Source organism: Micromonospora sp. IBHARD003, assembly GCF_056106285.1.
Map to the genome: position 1 here is coordinate 6,197,728 of NZ_JBWBBX010000001.1, position 16,669 is coordinate 6,214,396.

The window sequence follows — 16,669 nt, forward strand, 5'->3', positions numbered from 1 at the left end:
CGAGGGACTCCAGCGCGCGGATGATCGCGCGCTGAGCGAGTTCGACCTTGAAGGCGTTCATCGTGGTGGGCCGGGCGTCGGCGAGCTCCACCCGTGCCGCCTGCGCGAAGTTCGCCCGCTCCGCGGCAGCCCGATCAGGAAGTCCTCGGCGTGCCGGGCCCGCCAGGGTTTGGTGGCCACTCCGCCGAGGGCCATCCGTACATCCGCCACGGTGTGGTCCACGAGCGAGAGCGCCACGGCCACGGAGGCCAGGGCGAACTCGTAGGACTGGCGGTCGCGGACCTTCAGATACAGGGAGTTGCGGGCGACGGGTACTGGGGGGACCTCGATGGCAGTGATCAGCTCACCGTGAGCCATGGGGTGCTCACGGTGCGGGGTGTGGCCGGGGAGCAGGAAGAAGTCGTCGATCGGGTGGACATGGTCGCCGTCCGCGCCCTGGATGCGCACGCGCGCGTCCAGGGCCACGAGGGCCACTGCCACATCGGAGGGGTGCGTGGCGATGCAGTGCTCGCTGGTGCCCAGCACGGCGTGACCGCGGCTGAACCCCTCGATCGCCGAGCAGCCGGTGCCGGGCTCGCGCTTGTTGCACGGTGACTCGGCGTCCCGGAAGTACGAACACCGCACGCGCTGCAGCAGGTTGCCGCCCATGGAGGCCATGTGGCGCAGCTGCGCGGACGCCCCGAGCTCCAGTGCCCGGGCGATCACGGGATAGCGCTCGCGCACCACGGGAGAGGCGGCGACCTCACTCATCCTGGCCAGCGCACCGATGCGCAGACCGCCGTCGGGCGTGGTGTCGATGCCGGTGAGCGGGAGGTCGTTGATGTCGACGAGGCGGCGCGGATTGATGACGTTCTGCCGCAGGAGGTCGACCTCTGTGGTGCCGCCTGCGAGGAAGTCGCTGGTGGGGTCTGAGCTGACGGCCGCGACCGCGCTGGCCGCGTCGGGGGCGCGGGAGTAGGAGATGGACCGCACGGCGGGCTCCCTGGGCTCGGTCGATGTCCGGTGTTCGCGTTGTTGCGGGCCTACTCGGTCCGGCCGGTCCGGGGCTCCTGGTCCGCCCGCTCGGCCTGTTCGGCTCCGTCACGGACGGCACGGATCGCGGCCCGGATCCGCGGGTACGCCGCGCAGCGGCAGATGTTGCCGCTCATCCACTCGGCGATCTCGGTGTCGTCGCCGGCGTGCCCCTCCTTCAGGAGGGCCACGGCCGACATGATCTGACCCGGGGTGCAGAAACCGCACTGGAAGGCGTCCTCGGCGATGAACGCCTGCTGCATGGCATGCAGTTCGTCCTTCTCCGCGAGTGCTTCGACCGTGGTGATCCGGTGGCCCTCGCAGGCCATCGCCAGCGTGAGGCAGGCCAGTACGCGCCGGCCGTCGACCCACACCGTGCAGGCTCCGCAGGTCCCCTGGTCGCAGCCCTTCTTGGCCCCGGTCAGATACAGGTGCTCACGGAGGGCGTCGAGCAGACTCACGCGTGGCTCGATCTCCATCGCGTGCTCGGTGCCGTTGATGCGGAGAACGACCTCGGACGGGCCGGGACCGCGCTCTTCCAGAGTATGGCCACGTTCGGTGACGAAAGAGCCACGTTCAGGCATACGCTCCCTCCCGGGCAGCTACCACTCCATGCTGATACCGGTACATTTCGGGTGCAACCGGGTGTTCCATCAGGTGAACGGCTTCGCCCCCGCGAGAGTGCGGGCGGTCGCCGGGGCAGGGCGAACGGGCGGAAGGCGCAGTCAAGTTGAGCCCGGCCGCCCATGGGGGCGCCGGAGGGCCGCCATGGAAGCCGGACCGATGCGGCACATCACCGGTGGTGTCCCAGGGGCCCGGGATCCGGGTCCGGGGAGGTCCGCGCAACCGCCTACTCTTGATGCATGACCAGCAGCGACCGGAGCCAGGCAGTGGACGTCAAGCGAAGCTACGAGATCCGCACCTACGGGTGCCAGATGAACGTCCATGATTCCGAGCGTCTTTCCGGTCTGCTGGAGGAAGCGGGATATGTGCGGGCGCCCGAGGGTGCGGGCGAGGCCGACGTCGTCGTCTTCAACACCTGCGCGGTACGGGAGAACGCCGACAACAGGCTGTACGGCAATCTCGGACGGCTCGCCCCGATCAAGGCGGCACACCCCGGGATGCAGATCGCCGTCGGTGGCTGCCTGGCCCAGAAGGACCGCGACACCATCGTGTCCAAGGCGCCGTGGGTCGACGTCGTCTTCGGTACGCACAACATCGGCAAGCTGCCGGTGCTGCTGGAGCGGGCCAGGGTCCTGGAAGAGGCGCAGGTCGAGATCGCCGAGTCGCTCGAGGCGTTCCCCTCCACGCTGCCCACGCGCCGCGAGAGCGCCTACGCCGCCTGGGTCTCCATCTCCGTCGGGTGCAACAACACCTGCACCTTCTGCATCGTGCCCGCGCTGCGCGGCAAGGAGAAGGACCGCCGCCCCGGCGACATCCTGGCCGAGGTGGAGGCACTGGTCGCCGAGGGTGTCTCGGAGATCACCCTGCTCGGCCAGAACGTCAACGCCTACGGCTCCGACATCGGCGACCGTGAGGCGTTCTCCAAACTGCTGCGGGCCTGCGGAAAGATCGAGGGGCTGGAGCGGGTCCGCTTCACCTCGCCGCACCCCCGCGACTTCACGGACGACGTGATCGCCGCCATGGCGGAGACCCCGAACGTGATGCCACAGCTGCACATGCCCCTGCAGTCGGGATCCGACACCGTGCTCAAGGCGATGCGCCGCTCGTACCGGCAGGACCGCTACCTCGGCATCATCGAGAACGTCCGCGCCGCGATCCCGCACGCCGCGATCTCGACGGACATCATCGTGGGCTTCCCGGGCGAGACCGAGGAGGACTTCGAGCAGACCCTCCAGGTCGTACGCGAGGCGCGCTTCGCGCAGGCCTTCACCTTCCAGTACTCCAAGCGCCCCGGGACCCCGGCGGCCGAGATGGAGGGCCAGATCCCCAAGCAGGTCGTCCAGGCCCGCTACGAGCGTCTGGTCGCGCTGCAGGAGGAGATCTCCTGGGAGGAGAACAAGAAGCAGGTCGGCCGGACCCTCGAGGTGATGGTCGCGGAGGGTGAGGGCCGCAAGGACGGCGCCACCCACCGGCTGTCGGGCCGTGCTGCGGACAACCGTCTCGTCCACTTCTCGAAGCCCGAGGCGGAGGTGCGCCCGGGCGACGTCGTCACCGTCGAGATCACCTATGCGGCTCCGCACCACCTGCTCGCCGAGGGCCCGACCACCGCGGTGCGGCGCACACGGGCGGGCGACGCCTGGGAGAAGCGCCAGGCCGCCCCCGCCCAGCCGGCGGGCGTGCTGCTGGGGATCCCGGCGATCGGTGTGCCCGAGCCGCTTCCGGCCGCGACGGGCGGGTGCCCGGCCGGCTGACGGTCCGGCGCAGGGCTTGCCCGGCGTCGTCGGCGGTGCTGCCGGGGATCCGTGCCCGCACAGAGGTCCCGCACTCGCGGGTATTGCGGGACAGCCCTTAGGCTGCAGATCATGCTTGTCGCGGCCGCCGTCTGCCCCTGCCCCCCGCTTCTGGTGCCCGAGGTGGCCGCCGGCGCGGCGCCCGAACTCGACCCGGCGCGGGCCGCGTGCGTACAGGCGCTGGACGTTCTGGCCCTGGCGGACCCCGACCTGCTGGTCGTCGTCGGACCCGCGGGTCCGGGCGAGACCGGGACGTACGCGCAGGGTGCACGAGGGTCCTTCGGGGGCTACGGCGTCGACGTGGGCGTCCGCCTCGGTGCGTCCGCCGGCTCAGGCCCCGTCGATGTGTCCGCACGGCTGCTTCCCTCGTCGCTCGCCGTCGCCGCGTGGCTGCTCGACCGGGCCCGGTGGACCACCGCCCCCGTCGAAGGGCTCGGCATCGATCCGCTCCTGGCACGGGAGCGCTGCGCGGAGACCGGCCGTGAGCTGGCGGCCCGCGCACCGCGGGTCGCCCTGCTGGTCATGGGTGATGGCAGTGCCTGCCGCACAGTGAAGGCGCCCGGCTATCTGGACGGGCGTGCCGCCGGGTTCGACGCCGAGGTCGCCCGCGCCCTGGGTGCGGCGGACACCGAGGCGCTCGCCGGGATCGACGCCTCGCTCGCGCACGAGCTCATGGTCGCCGGCCTCGCGTCCTGGCGGGTGCTCGCGGCCGCCGCGGAGGGCCCGCGTCCGGCCGGTCGGCTGCTCTACGAGGACGCCCCCTACGGGGTCGGGTATTTCGTGGCCGCCTGGTCGGAGCGCCACCCGCGTCCCTCGTTCCGCGTCCGGGAGCCGGGAGCCGGGAGCCGGGAGCCGGGAGCCGGGAGCCGGGAGCCGGGGCCGGGGCCGGGGCCGGAGAGTGCCACCATGCCGCCGGCGGGCCAAAGCGGACGGCCGCGGAGCCGATCTCGCTCCGCGGCCGTCCGCCGTTGTCCTTCCGCGTTCCTCGCCGCGCGAACGAGGCGTGGACGCCGTGTGCTCAGGGAGCAGGCGGCATGGTGCCCTCGTCCTTGTGGCCCGCGCTGCCGTCCTTGTGGGCGAGGCGGTCCAGTGCCTCCTTGGCCTTGCCGGTGCCCGACTCGATCTTGTCGTGGTACTTGCCCTTGGTCCGGTGGTCGACCTTCGCCGCGGCCCTCTCCAGGCCGTGCTCGATCTTGTCGATCTTGTCCTCGTGCTGGTGCGCGAAGTCGGAGACCTTGTCCTTGGCCGGGGCGAGCTTGGCCTTCAGCGTGTCCAGGATGCCCATGGGTCACCTTCGCTCGTGGGGGACTACTTACGGGCGCCTTCGCCGGCCTCGTTGTCGGCGGCCTCGTCGGCGGACTGCTGCTTGGGGATCTCCACGCTCTCCGCGACCGGGGCCTGCGGCTCACCGGAAGCCGCGTCCGAGACCGTCGCCGCCTCGGGGGACACCCCCGTCGCCTCCGAAGCGCAGGCCGGATCCGATGACTGCGCTCCGGAACCGGGCTCCGTGCCGGACCCGGACTCGGTTCCGGTACGGCCCTCGGTTCCGGTGTCGGATTCGGCCACCGGAGTGCAGGCCGCGCCCTCCTCGGTTGACGCCCCGGCAGCTCCCTTGTCCTTCCGACGAAACCTTGCAAAAACGCCCATATCTTCTCCATAGGGTACTCGGGTGAGTGGAATTCCGCGCTGCCCGGGACGTCCCATTGCGCCCCCGGGAAGCGCCGGTTCGGAAAACCGGCGCGCGGGACCTCGCAACGGGAAACGACCGCGAGGAGGTGTCGTCACGTAACTCGTTCGGGGAGGCCCCGTGATGTTTGCGAGACTGGGCCGGTGAGAAGTGCAGCTCCCGCACCGCGGGTCATCGCCGTCGTCGGTCCCACCGCGGCCGGAAAGTCCGACCTGGGCGTCCATCTGGCCCAGCAGCTCGACGGCGAGGTCGTCAACGCCGATTCGATGCAGCTCTACCGCGGGATGGACATCGGCACCGCCAAGCTGACCCCCGGGGAGCGCGGCGGCGTCCCGCACCACCTCCTCGACGTGTGGGACGTCACCGAGACGGCGAGCGTCGCCGAGTACCAAAGGCTCGCGCGTGCGGAGATCGACCGGCTGCTCGCCGAAGGCCGCACGCCCGTCCTCGTGGGAGGCTCGGGGCTGTACGTCAGGGGAGCGATCGACGCCCTCGAGTTCCCCGGCACCGATCCGGGCGTACGTGCCCGGCTCGAGGAAGAGCTGGCGCAGCGGGGCCCGGGCGTCCTGCACGCGCGACTGGCCGCGGCCGACCCGGACGCGGCCCGTGCCATCCTCCCCGGCAACGGCCGCCGGATCGTCCGGGCCCTGGAGGTCATCGAGATCACCGGTAAGCCCTTCACGGCCAACCTCCCCGGGCACGACTCCGTGTACGACACCGTCCAGATCGGCGTCGACGTCGGCCGCCCCGAACTCGACGAGCGCATCACCGTGCGGGTGGACCGCATGTGGGAGGCGGGGCTCGTCGACGAGGTGCGCACCCTGGAGGAGCAGGGGCTGCGCGAGGGACGCACGGCATCCCGGGCGCTCGGCTACCAGCAGGTGCTCGACGCCCTGGCGGGGGAGTGCACCGAAGAGGAGGCGCGCGCCGAGACCGTGCGCGCCACCAAACGCTTCGCGCGCCGCCAGGACTCCTGGTTCCGCCGCGACCCGCGCGTCCACTGGCTGAGCGGCGCCGCCGTCGACCGGGGAGAACTCTGGGGCCGCGCCCTGGCGTTGGTCGAACGAGCGGTCACAGCCTGATCACGTGATGGCATCGGGACGCGCTGCCCGTCATTCCGATGCCCGGGACCGTGCCATCATCAATCATCGATCCACCAGTGGAGTCCGAGTTGGGAGGGCGCGTGGCGATGGAGGCCGGCCCTCGCGAAAGTGATCAGGGGCCCCGGGAAGGTGTGGCAGGCCTGAGTCCGGACGGTCCTGATGACTCTCTGGACGGCGTCCTGGACGTGCCCGTGGACGACTCGTCGGTGGGGGTCGTGGTCGGCGCCGAGGTCGAGGTCGAGCTGCGACCGCAGCGCAGACTGCGGATCTGGCAGCTCGCGCCCATCGTGGGACTCGCCGCGGTCGGTTCTCTGATGTTCGCCTTCCCGCTCGCCTTCGGTTCCGGTGACGGTGGTGCGGTCGTCGCCATGCTCGGCCTGCTGATCAGCAGCTGCGCCGCCGGCTGGGGTCTGATGGCCGCCCGCCGGGTCGGGCACACCTGGCCGGGGCTCCCCCAGCGGGGCTCGGGAGACCGGCCCGACTGGCGGATGGTCGCGCTCTACGCCGCCGTCACGGCCGCCTTGGTCGTGCTCGCGGTGTGGCGGGTGGCCCGGCTCCGCTGACGGGATCCGCGGCCGGGCCGCCGGCTGCCGGGCTGCCGGACGGAGGTTCTGCCAGAACCGCCGGTCGCGATGTCGTACCCGGACCGTACGATTGACCCCGTGAGCTCAGCACAGACCAGCCCAAACGTGACGTCGCCCGTATTCCTCAAGGGCCACGGCACCGAGAACGACTTCGTGATCGTTCCCGATCCCGACGGCGTCATCGACCTGTCCCCGGCCACCGTTGCCCGACTGTGCGACCGCCGGGCCGGGATCGGCGGGGACGGGCTGCTGAGGGTCGTGCGCTCCGCCTCTCATCCCGAGGCTCGTGCGATGGCCGACCGGGCCGAGTGGTTCATGGACTACCGCAACGCCGACGGATCCGTCGCCGAGATGTGCGGCAACGGCGTCCGCGTCTTCGTCCGCTATCTGGAGCACGCCGGTCTGGTGACCGCGGGGGACGTCCCGGTCGCCACCCGCTCCGGAGTCAAGCAGGTCCACCTCGCCAAGGCGGAGCCCGGCAGCGACAGCCCGGGGGACATCACCGTCGCCATGGGCCGCGCCCGGCTCCCCGAGGACGGGGTCACGGTCAGCGTGGACGGCCGCAGCTGGCCGGCCCGCAATGTGAACATGGGCAATCCGCACGCCGTGGTGTTCGTGGAGGACCTCGACCACGCCGGCCCTCTGTTCTCGCCCCCGCCGTTCGCCCCCGCGGGCGTGTATCCGGACGGAGTGAACATCGAGTTCGTGGTGGACCGCGGCCCGCGGCACGTCGCGATGCGTGTCCACGAGCGGGGCGCGGCGGAGACCCGCTCCTGCGGTACCGGCGCGTGCGCGGTCGCCGTGGCCGCGGCTCGGCGCGACGGCGTCGACCCCGCCGGGACCGGCGCGTCCGTGACGTACACCGTCGACGTCCCGGGCGGCACCCTGGTGATCACCGAGCGCGCGGACGGCGAGATCGAGATGACCGGCCCCGCGGTGATCGTCGCCGAGGGGCGCATCGCCCCCGCCCTGCTGACCGGCGACTGACGGCACCTCCTGGTGCCACGCACCGCCGGCGCACGCGCGGGTGGTGCGACACAAACGGCAGTCCTACCGAGCTTCGCTCGAATGGGTGATCCGTTTCACGCTCGGCGAGAGCTCGACTCCGCCACGTGGTGGGCTCGGTAGCATCAAGCACCGGCCCGGAGGGCAAGCCTGCCCGTCCCACCGCCGGTCGACGTTGCCGGAGGTGCCCCATGAGCGCAGAGGCCCCGGGCCCTGGTGCCCCCAGTCGCCGGCGCCGCGGCCCCAGACTCGACCTTCGTCGGCTGGGCCGTGCCGCACTGCTCGGCCCGACGGCGCGGGACCGGCTGCCCGACGCGATCAGCCATGTCGCCGAAGCCCACCGCGCCCACCACCCCGACGCCGACCTCGCCATCCTGCGCAAGGCATACGTCCTCGCCGAGTCCTCGCACCGCGGCCAGCTCCGCAAGAGCGGCGAGCCGTACATCACCCATCCGCTGGCCGTGACCCTGATCCTCGCCGAACTGGGCGCGGAGACCACGACCCTGACGGCTTCCCTGCTCCACGACACCGTCGAGGACACCGAGGTGACACTCGAGCAGGTACGGGCCGAGTTCGGCGACGAGGTCTGCTATCTCGTGGACGGCGTCACCAAACTGGAGAAGGTCGACTACGGGGCCGCGGCCGAACCCGAGACCTTCCGCAAGATGCTCGTCGCCACTGGAAGCGACGTGCGGGTCATGTCGATCAAACTGGCCGACCGGTTGCACAACATGCGCACCCTTGGCGTCATGCGCCCCGACAAGCAGGCCCGTATCGCACGGGTGACCCGGGACGTACTGATCCCGCTCGCCGAGAGGCTCGGTGTACAGGCCCTCAAGACCGAGCTGGAGGACCTGGTCTTCGCCATCCTCCATCCCGACGAGTACGAACGCACCCGCGCCCTCATCGCCGACAACGCCGATGCCGTCGACGCCCTTGACGCCATCGCCGAACGGGTGCGCACCGTGCTGCGCGAAGCCGGTATCCCCTCCGAAGTCCTCATCAGACCACGGCACTTCGTCTCCGTGCACCGCGTCCGCCTCAAGCGCGGCGAACTGCGCGGCACGGACTTCGGCCGGCTTCTCGTGCTCGTCGGCGAGGACGCCGACTGCTATGCCGTACTCGGCGAGCTGCACACCTGCTTCACGCCGCTGATCTCGGAGTTCAAGGACTTCATCGCCGCCCCCAAGTTCAACCTGTACCAGTCGCTGCACACCGCGGTCGCCGGGCCCGGGGGAGCCGTGGCGGAAATCCTCATCCGCACCCACCAGATGCACAACGTCGCCGAGGCGGGAGTCATCGCCCTCGGGAACCCCTACGCGGCGCCTGCCGACGGCCCCGAGACGGACGCCGCTCGGCAGACGGACCCCTCCGACCAGACCGACGGCGAGCGTGCCGACCCCACGCGCCCCGGCTGGCTGTCCCGGCTGCTCGAATGGCAGGAGTCCGCCCCCGACGCGGACACCTTCTGGACCTCACTCCAGGCGGATCTGGCAGAGGACCGTGAGATCACCGTCTTCCGCGCCGACGGCGGCACCCTGGGCCTGCCCGCCGGGGCGAGCTGCGTGGACGCCGCGTACGCGCAGTACGGGGAGGAGGCACACGCCTGCATCGGCGCCCGCGTCAACGGCCGGCTCGCCACCCTCGGTACGAAGCTCGGCGACGGTGACACCGTGCAGCTGCTGCTCGCCCAGGACGCCGCGTCCGGGCCCTCGCCCGACTGGCTCGACCACGCCCGCACTCCGGCCGCCCGGATCGCGATCACCAGCTGGGTCGCCGACCACCCGGAGGGCGCGAAACCCACGGCCTCGGCCCCCCGGGCGCCTGCCGCCGTCACCGCCGGCCGCCGCGCCGCAGCAAACGCCGTGACCGACCTGCCCGAGGCGCCGGTACGCCTCGCGGGCTGCTGCACCCCCGTACCACCCGATGCGGTCACCGGATTCACGGTGCGCGGCGGCACGGTCACCGTCCACCGGTCCGAGTGCCCGGCCGTGGTCCGGATGCGCGGCCTCGGGCGGGAGCCCGTAGGAGTGCGCTGGGGCGACGCCGGGGAATGCCGGGTCACTCTCGTCGTCGAATCCTTCGGACGGCCACGGCTGCTCGCGGATCTCACCGAGGTCATCGCGACGGCCGGCGCCGCGATCGTCTCCGCCGTCGTGGAGCCGCCGAGCGAGCAGCGGGTACGGCACACCTACACGCTGCAGCTCCCGGACGCCGCGGGACTTCCCGCACTGATGCGGGCCATGCGCGATGTCGCCGGGGTGTACGACGTGAACCGGGCCCAGCACCCCGCGGCCACCTGAGCGAGCCACAGCACTAGGGGGCTTCTGACGGATCTCCGTGGCGTCGCGACGCCCGGCACTCACTCTCGCCGCACCGGCCGAAAGCCCAAGTACGTCCAGTACGAGGGCTGGCCGGCACGCCGAGAGCACGCACCGGACGCCGCTCCTTCCTCCACGGAGATCCATCAGAAACCCCCTAGGACCGGGCCCCCGGCACCCACACCGAAGTCCGTTCGAGTGGGTACGGCGCGCGCCGTCGCCGTACACGCACACCGCGGGCACACCGCGCTGGTAGCGGTGGTGCATGCTGCACACCTCACGACGCCTGCGGGCCGTGCTGCTCGCCGCGGCCTCGGCCACCCTGCTGGCATCCGCCCCACCCGCACCCGTGCCGCTCGGCATCGGTGACCCGCTCTTCCCGCACCTGGGCAACCCCGGGTACGACGTGCTCGCCTACGATCTCGCGTTCAGCTACGGCGGCTCGAACAGCACTCCGCTGGACGCCGTCACGAAGATCGACGCCCGTACCACCGAGCGCCTGGAACGGATCAACCTCGACTTCACCCACGGCACCGTCACGAAGGTACGAGTCAACGGCAGCAGCGCCGAGTTCACGACCGCAGGCGAGGACCTCGTGGTCACCCCGGCGCATCCGGTGGCGGCGGGACGCCGGCTGGACATCACCGTGACCCATACGAGTGACCCGAACGGCAAGAAGGGGGTGGGCGGCTGGCTCAGGACTTCCGACGGGCTGGCGATGGCCAATCAGGCCGACGCCGCCCACCGGGTCTTCCCCTGCAACGACCACCCGGCCGACAAGGCGCGATTCACCTTCCGTGTCACCGCCCCGTCCGAGCTGACGGCCGTGGCCAACGGACTACTGGTGTCGAAGACCGCCACCGGTGAGAACACGACCTGGACCTACCGCTCCCGGCACCCGATGGCGACCGAACTCGCCCAGGTCGCCATCGGCTCCTCGACGGTCGTCGACCGTCCCGGGCCGCACGGTCTGCGCCTGCGGGACGTCGTACCGACGGCCGACCGGACACTGCTCGAACCCTGGCTCGAGCGGACTCCGGGGCACATCGAGTGGATGGAGAGCAAGGTCGGGCCCTACCCGTTCGAGACGTACGGACTGCTGATCGCCGGAGCCGACACCGGGTTCGAGCTCGAGACCCAGACCCTGTCCCTGTTCGAGCGGTCGCTGTTCACTCGCCGTGACCGCCCCGAGTGGTACGTCGAATCGATCATGGTTCACGAGCTGGCCCACCAGTGGTTCGGGGACAGCGTCACCCCCGTACGCTGGGCGGATCTCTGGCTGAACGAGGGGCATGCCACCTGGTACGAGGCCCTGCACGCCGAAGAGCGCGGCAAACAGTCGCTGGAGCAGCGGATGCGTCTGGCCTACACCCGCTCGGACGGCTGGCGCGCGGCGGGTGGTCCCCCGGCGGCGCCCAAGCCAGGGAACCCGGACCAGCAGCTGGGGATCTTCCGTCCGGTCGTCTACAACGGCAGCGCGCTGGTGCTGTACGCACTGAGGCAGGAGATCGGCACCACCGCGTTCGAGCTGCTGGAGCGCGCATGGGTGGCCCGCTACCGGGACGGCAACGCGACGACGTCGGACTTCGTGCGGCTGGCGTCGCAGATCTCGGGCCGCGATCTGTCCGCCTTCTTCACGGAATGGCTCTACGGCGAGAAGACACCGGCCATGCCCGGCCACCCCGACTGGCGCAGCGATGCCCCGAAACCGGCACGGTAGCCCGGGGCGGGCCGGGGGGCCGAGCGATCGGTACGGCCCGCCGGAAGCCGGTGGGAACGGTGCCGATCGCCCGGAAACCGGGGTGACGGCCGCGGCGGCACCGTGCGACTATCGACAGGTCGGCGGTGGCGCCGACCGGAAGCCCCAGCGTGACCTCCTGGACCCGTGCGGGTCCGGGGCTCGCCCCGGTTCCCTTCGGGAATTGATCCCGGCGGTCACGTGTTGTGACGGATGCGGGGCGTACGTTCCGTACGCTGTTGCTCATCGTTTCTCATCGACGTTAAGGATCCAATGACCTCCTCTTCATCCCCTTCCACTGACGCACAGAGCTTCGCGGACACCCACCGCACCGAGAGCCTTCGGGCCGATGCCCTGATGGAAGAGGACGTCGCCTGGAGCCACGAGATCGACGGAGCAAGGGACGGCGACCAGTTCGACCGCTCCGACCGTGCGGCACTGCGGCGAGTGGCCGGCCTCTCCACCGAGCTCGAGGACGTCACCGAGGTCGAGTACCGCCAGCTCCGGATGGAGCGCGTGGTGCTCGTCGGCGTCTGGACCTCGGGGACCGTACAGGACGCGGAGAACTCCCTGGCGGAGCTCGCGGCGCTCGCCGAGACGGCGGGTGCGCTCGTGCTCGACGGCGTCATCCAGCGCCGCGACAAGCCGGACCCGGCCACCTACATCGGCTCGGGCAAGGCGAGCGAACTGCGGGACATCGTCCTCGAAACCGGAGCCGACACCGTCATCTGCGACGGTGAGCTCAGCCCGGGCCAGCTGATCCATCTCGAGGATGTCGTCAAGGTCAAGGTGGTCGACCGCACCGCCCTGATCCTGGACATCTTCGCCCAGCACGCCAAGTCCCGGGAGGGCAAGGCGCAGGTGGCCCTGGCCCAGATGCAGTACATGCTGCCCAGGCTGCGAGGCTGGGGCCAGTCGCTTTCCCGGCAGATGGGCGGCGGCAGTGGCGGTATGGCCACCCGAGGCCCCGGTGAGACCAAGATCGAAACGGACCGGCGCCGGATCCGCGAGAAGATGGCGAAGATGCGCCGGGAGATCGCGGAGATGAAGACCGGCCGCGAGATCAAGCGCCAGGAGCGCCGGCGCAACAAGGTGCCCTCCGTCGCGATCGCCGGGTACACCAACGCAGGCAAGTCGTCCCTGCTCAACCGGCTCACCGGCGCCGGTGTCCTGGTGGAGAACGCCCTGTTCGCCACGCTGGACCCGACCGTGCGACGGGCCGAGACCCCGAGCGGCAGGCTGTATACGCTGGCGGACACCGTGGGATTCGTCCGGCATCTGCCCCACCACCTCGTCGAGGCGTTCCGTTCGACCATGGAGGAGGTCGGCCAGTCCGATCTGATCCTGCATGTGGTGGACGGTTCGCATCCCGCCCCGGAGGAGCAGCTCGCCGCAGTGCGCGAGGTCATCCGCGAGGTCGGCGCCGTCGACGTGCCCGAGATCGTGGTGATCAACAAGGCGGACGCCGCCGATCCGCTGGTCCTCCAGCGCCTGATGCGGATCGAGCGGCACGCACTCGCGGTGTCGGCCCGCACCGGAAGGGGAATCGGCGAGCTGCTGGAGCTGATCGACGCCGAACTGCCCCGGCCCAAGGTCGAGATCGAGGCCCTGGTGCCGTACACACAAGGTGCGCTGGTCTCTCGGGTCCACGCCGACGGTGAGGTGATCTCCGAGGAGCACACCTTCGAGGGCACCCTGCTCAAGGCACGCGTCCACGAGGAACTGGCGGCGGCCCTGGGGCCGTACGCTCCCGCGACGCGCTGACCCCAGTCAGGCGGCCCGGGCGCACGGCGCGGACACCATCGCGCAGCGGCTTCGGACGAGGTTCGCAACGATGAAGGCCCGCCCAGGAGGGCGGGCCTTCATCATGCGATGTCGCCCGGACAGGCCCGTAGGCCTTTCGTTCTAGCGGCCCGCGAACTTCTTGCTGACCGCCTCGTAGACGCCCTTGGCCTCCGGACCCAGACGGGGGCCGGCCAGCCACCCGGCAGACACCGGGCCTATGGAGGTGTTCGACACCAGGGCGGGCTTGCCGTCCCGGCCCTTGGCGACCCAGCCACCGCCCGAGGAACCGCCGGTCATCGTGCACCCTATGCGGTACATCGTCGGCTGCCGAGCCTCGATCGACAGCCGGCCCGGCTTGTCCTTGCACTGGAACATCCGTTCACCGTCGAACGGAGGTGCCGCCGGGTAGCCCGTCGCCGTCATATCGGCGATCTTGGACACGGCCGGGGCGTTGAAGTCGACCGGGAGCGCCGAACCGACCGTCTCCTCAAGGGACTTGCCGTTCCCGCCCTTCTCCGGCGTCACATGGATCACCGCGAAGTCGTACGGGGCGCCCTTGCCGCCGGTTGCCGCGCCCTGCGAGAGCCACTGGTCGCTGGTCTGGGCCCAGTCACCCCACCACACACCGTAGGGAGCGATCTCCTTGCGCGTGGCACCGGCCGCCTTGGCCTTGTTGTTGTACGACGGGACGAAGACGATGTTGCGGTACCAGCCGCCGTCCTTGCCCGCGTGCACACAGTGGCCCGCGGTCCACACCATGTTGGACTTGCCGGGGTTGGCCGGGTCCTTCACGACGGTGGCGGAACAGACCATCGTCCCCTGGGGGCCGTCGAACAGGACCTTGCCCGCCTCGGGGACGTTCTCGTGGTACGGGGTGCTCACCGGGCGCGCGCGAACGGGGTCCGGCGTCGGGTCGGTCTTCCCGTCGTCACCGGAGACATCCTCCCCGACCGGCTTGTCGGGCTGTTCGGCGTCCCGCATCCGGTCCGCGTCCCAGAGGCCCTCGATGATGGGGTTGACGTAGTCCTTGGCCTCGCGCAGCCAGGTCTCCTTGTCCCAGTTCTTCCACTCGCCGTTCTTCCACTTGTCCAGGTCGATCCCGTGCTCCTTGAGCCGGTCCTTGAGATCGTCCGGGATGGTGATCTTGCCGTTGGAAGAGGCGGCGGCGGTGGGGCTGCCACCCGTGTTGTCCTCGCTCGGGCCGCAGGCCGTGGCCGTGAGTGCGACCGACGCCGCGAGAGCGGCCGCCGCCAGCACCGGAGTTCTGCGACCGGCGCTCCTCCCACGGCGTTCTGCGAAGGTCGGGCGATTGAGTCGCATGTCGTGATCCCCCTGGGACTTCATGAGTTGCGTGGTTGCCGGGACGAACTTCCGTAGCACGTCAAGGCGATAGCCGTGCCAGCCGAGTGCGGCCCCCACTATGCCGGTGCCCATGGGGACGGCAGGGAGCGGGGGCCCGGTTCCCGACCGCAATGATCTTCCAAATGACCGTGATCCATGCGTTTCGCCGTCGTTGGTACGGGCGGGGGAGGCGAGGTCGGGCAGCCCCGCGGCGCGCGGTGGAGGAGCTCCGCACCGGTGTGGCCGCAACCGTGACAGCAGGAGGACCCTTGGACGTGGCCGTGAGCGAACCAGCCCCGGCGGCGCAGCCCGCCGCGCACGAGGGGATCCTGCGTCGGCAGTCGCTCCGGGAATCCGCGGCCCGTACGTATGCGCGCTCGCTCCCCATCGTTCCCGTACGGGCCAGGGGACTGACGATCGAGGGCGCGGACGGCCGCCGCTACCTGGACTGCCTCTCCGGTGCCGGCACTCTCGCCCTCGGCCACAACCATCCCGTCGTCCTGGAAGCCATCAGGAAGGTGCTGGACTCGGGAGCGCCGCTCCATGTGCTCGACCTCGCCACCCCCGTCAAGGACGCGTTCATCACCGAGCTGTTCGCCACCCTGCCGCGCCGGCTCGCCGACAACGCCCGCATCCAGTTCTGCGGGCCGGCGGGCAGCGACGCGGTCGAAGCGGCCATCAAGCTGGTCCGCACCGCGACCGGCCGTTCGGGATTGCTCGCCTTCACCGGCGCGTACCACGGCATGACCGCAGGAGCGCTCGACGCCTCGGGCGGCGCGACCGAGGCTCGCGTGACCCGGCTTCCGTACCCGCAGAACTACCGCTGCCCGTTCGGGATCGGCGGTGAGCGGGGCGCCGAACTGTCGGCCCGCTGGACCGAGAGCCTGCTCGACGACCCCAAGGGAGGCGTCCCCGCTCCGGCCGGTCTGATTCTCGAGCCGGTGCAGGGCGAGGGCGGGGTCATCCCCGCGCCGGACGCCTGGATGCGGCGCATGCGGGACATCACCGCCCGCCGTTCCATCCCGCTGATCGCCGACGAGGTGCAGACCGGCGTCGGACGTACCGGCGCCTTCTGGGCCGTCGAGCACAGCGGAATCACCCCCGACGTGATGGTGCTGTCCAAGGCCATCGGCGGCTCGCTCCCGCTGGCCGTGATCGTGTACCACCGCGACCTCGACGCCTGGCAGCCGGGAGCGCACGCCGGTACGTTCCGCGGCAACCAGCTCGCCATGGCGGCGGGCGCGGCCACACTCGCCTACGTCCGCGAGCACGGTCTCGCCGAACGCGCCGCCACACTCGGAGCGCGGATGCTCGGGCAGCTCCAGGGGCTGGCGGCGACACACCGCTGTATCGGTGACGTACGCGGCCGAGGCCTGATGATCGGCGTGGAGCTCGTCGAGCCGGACACCGACGACCCGGGCGCCGACACTCCGCCGCCCGCTCCCGGGCTCGCCGCCGCGGTCCAGCAGGAATGCCTGCGCCGCGGACTCATCGTGGAACTCGGCGGGCGTCACGCGGGCGTCGTCCGGCTGCTGCCTCCGCTCACCCTCACCGACGAACAGGCCGCCGCGGTACTCGACCGCTTCGCCGACGCCCTGACCGCGGCCGAAGGCTCCCTCCACCGGCGTTACGACACCGAGCCGTCTCACTGATCCCGGACGACAGCACGACGACAGCACA

General features: G+C 71.0%; 14 protein-coding genes. 8 read left to right on the top strand and 6 right to left on the bottom strand.

Features of this window, described 5'->3' with window-relative positions:
* Positions 1-57 precede the first annotated feature (57 nt).
* Entirely contained in the window at positions 58-972 is a 915-nt protein-coding gene (locus ACTWOL_RS27575) for an FAD binding domain-containing protein (RefSeq protein ID WP_474299488.1), read from the bottom strand.
* Positions 973-1,022: 50 nt separating this feature from the next.
* A complete protein-coding gene (locus ACTWOL_RS27580; protein WP_474299489.1) occupies positions 1,023-1,595 on the bottom strand; it encodes a (2Fe-2S)-binding protein in 573 nt (190 codons plus the stop codon).
* A gap of 279 nt (positions 1,596-1,874) precedes the next feature.
* Here ACTWOL_RS27580 and miaB point away from each other — a divergent pair, with 279 nt between their 5' ends.
* Positions 1,875-3,386 carry a tRNA (N6-isopentenyl adenosine(37)-C2)-methylthiotransferase MiaB gene (miaB, locus tag ACTWOL_RS27585; RefSeq protein ID WP_474299490.1) on the top strand — a complete coding sequence of 504 codons (1,512 nt, stop codon included), beginning with the start codon at positions 1,875-1,877 and terminating at the stop codon, positions 3,384-3,386.
* A 369-nt stretch (positions 3,387-3,755) separates the two neighbouring features.
* Here miaB and ACTWOL_RS27590 read toward each other — a convergent pair whose 3' ends face one another.
* The 3 genes from ACTWOL_RS27590 to ACTWOL_RS27600 all read right to left on the bottom strand — a co-directional run bounded on the left by ACTWOL_RS27590 (position 3,756) and on the right by ACTWOL_RS27600 (position 4,991).
* Entirely contained in the window at positions 3,756-4,091 is a 336-nt protein-coding gene (locus tag ACTWOL_RS27590) for a hypothetical protein (protein WP_474299491.1), read from the bottom strand.
* 352 nt (positions 4,092-4,443) lie between these two features.
* The gene (locus ACTWOL_RS27595; protein ID WP_474299492.1) at positions 4,444-4,710 is read right to left on the bottom strand and encodes an antitoxin; all 267 of its coding nucleotides are present in this window, start codon (positions 4,708-4,710) and stop codon (positions 4,444-4,446) included.
* Positions 4,711-4,733: 23 nt separating this feature from the next.
* Positions 4,734-4,991, bottom strand: a complete 258-nt coding sequence (locus tag ACTWOL_RS27600) for a hypothetical protein (RefSeq protein ID WP_474299493.1) — start codon at positions 4,989-4,991, stop codon at positions 4,734-4,736.
* Between the two features lie 264 nt (positions 4,992-5,255).
* On the opposite strand from ACTWOL_RS27600, the gene miaA reads away from it, so the two are divergent.
* The 6 genes from miaA to hflX all read left to right on the top strand — a co-directional run bounded on the left by miaA (position 5,256) and on the right by hflX (position 13,627).
* The gene (gene miaA / locus ACTWOL_RS27605) at positions 5,256-6,194 is read left to right on the top strand and encodes a tRNA (adenosine(37)-N6)-dimethylallyltransferase MiaA (RefSeq protein ID WP_474299494.1); all 939 of its coding nucleotides are present in this window, start codon (positions 5,256-5,258) and stop codon (positions 6,192-6,194) included.
* Positions 6,195-6,346: 152 nt separating this feature from the next.
* Positions 6,347-6,778 (top strand): hypothetical protein, encoded by a 432-nt coding sequence (locus ACTWOL_RS27610; protein ID WP_474299495.1) that lies wholly within the window; start codon positions 6,347-6,349, stop codon positions 6,776-6,778.
* Positions 6,779-6,877: 99 nt separating this feature from the next.
* A complete protein-coding gene (dapF, locus tag ACTWOL_RS27615) occupies positions 6,878-7,786 on the top strand; it encodes a diaminopimelate epimerase (protein ID WP_474299496.1) in 909 nt (302 codons plus the stop codon).
* 209 nt (positions 7,787-7,995) lie between these two features.
* Entirely contained in the window at positions 7,996-10,107 is a 2,112-nt protein-coding gene (locus ACTWOL_RS27620) for a RelA/SpoT family protein (RefSeq protein WP_474299497.1), read from the top strand.
* Positions 10,108-10,390: 283 nt separating this feature from the next.
* The gene (locus ACTWOL_RS27625; protein WP_474299498.1) at positions 10,391-11,845 is read left to right on the top strand and encodes a M1 family metallopeptidase; all 1,455 of its coding nucleotides are present in this window, start codon (positions 10,391-10,393) and stop codon (positions 11,843-11,845) included.
* 375 nt (positions 11,846-12,220) lie between these two features.
* Positions 12,221-13,627 carry a GTPase HflX gene (gene hflX / locus ACTWOL_RS27630; protein ID WP_474301274.1) on the top strand — a complete coding sequence of 469 codons (1,407 nt, stop codon included), beginning with the start codon at positions 12,221-12,223 and terminating at the stop codon, positions 13,625-13,627.
* Positions 13,628-13,768: 141 nt separating this feature from the next.
* On the opposite strand, the gene ACTWOL_RS27635 is transcribed toward hflX, so the two are convergent.
* Positions 13,769-14,968, bottom strand: coding sequence for a trypsin-like serine peptidase (locus ACTWOL_RS27635; protein WP_474299499.1), 1,200 nt, complete (start codon positions 14,966-14,968; stop codon positions 13,769-13,771).
* Between the two features lie 302 nt (positions 14,969-15,270).
* Between ACTWOL_RS27635 and ACTWOL_RS27640 the strand changes: the two genes are divergently transcribed.
* The gene (locus ACTWOL_RS27640; protein WP_474299500.1) at positions 15,271-16,641 is read left to right on the top strand and encodes a diaminobutyrate--2-oxoglutarate transaminase family protein; all 1,371 of its coding nucleotides are present in this window, start codon (positions 15,271-15,273) and stop codon (positions 16,639-16,641) included.
* Positions 16,642-16,669 lie beyond the last annotated feature (28 nt).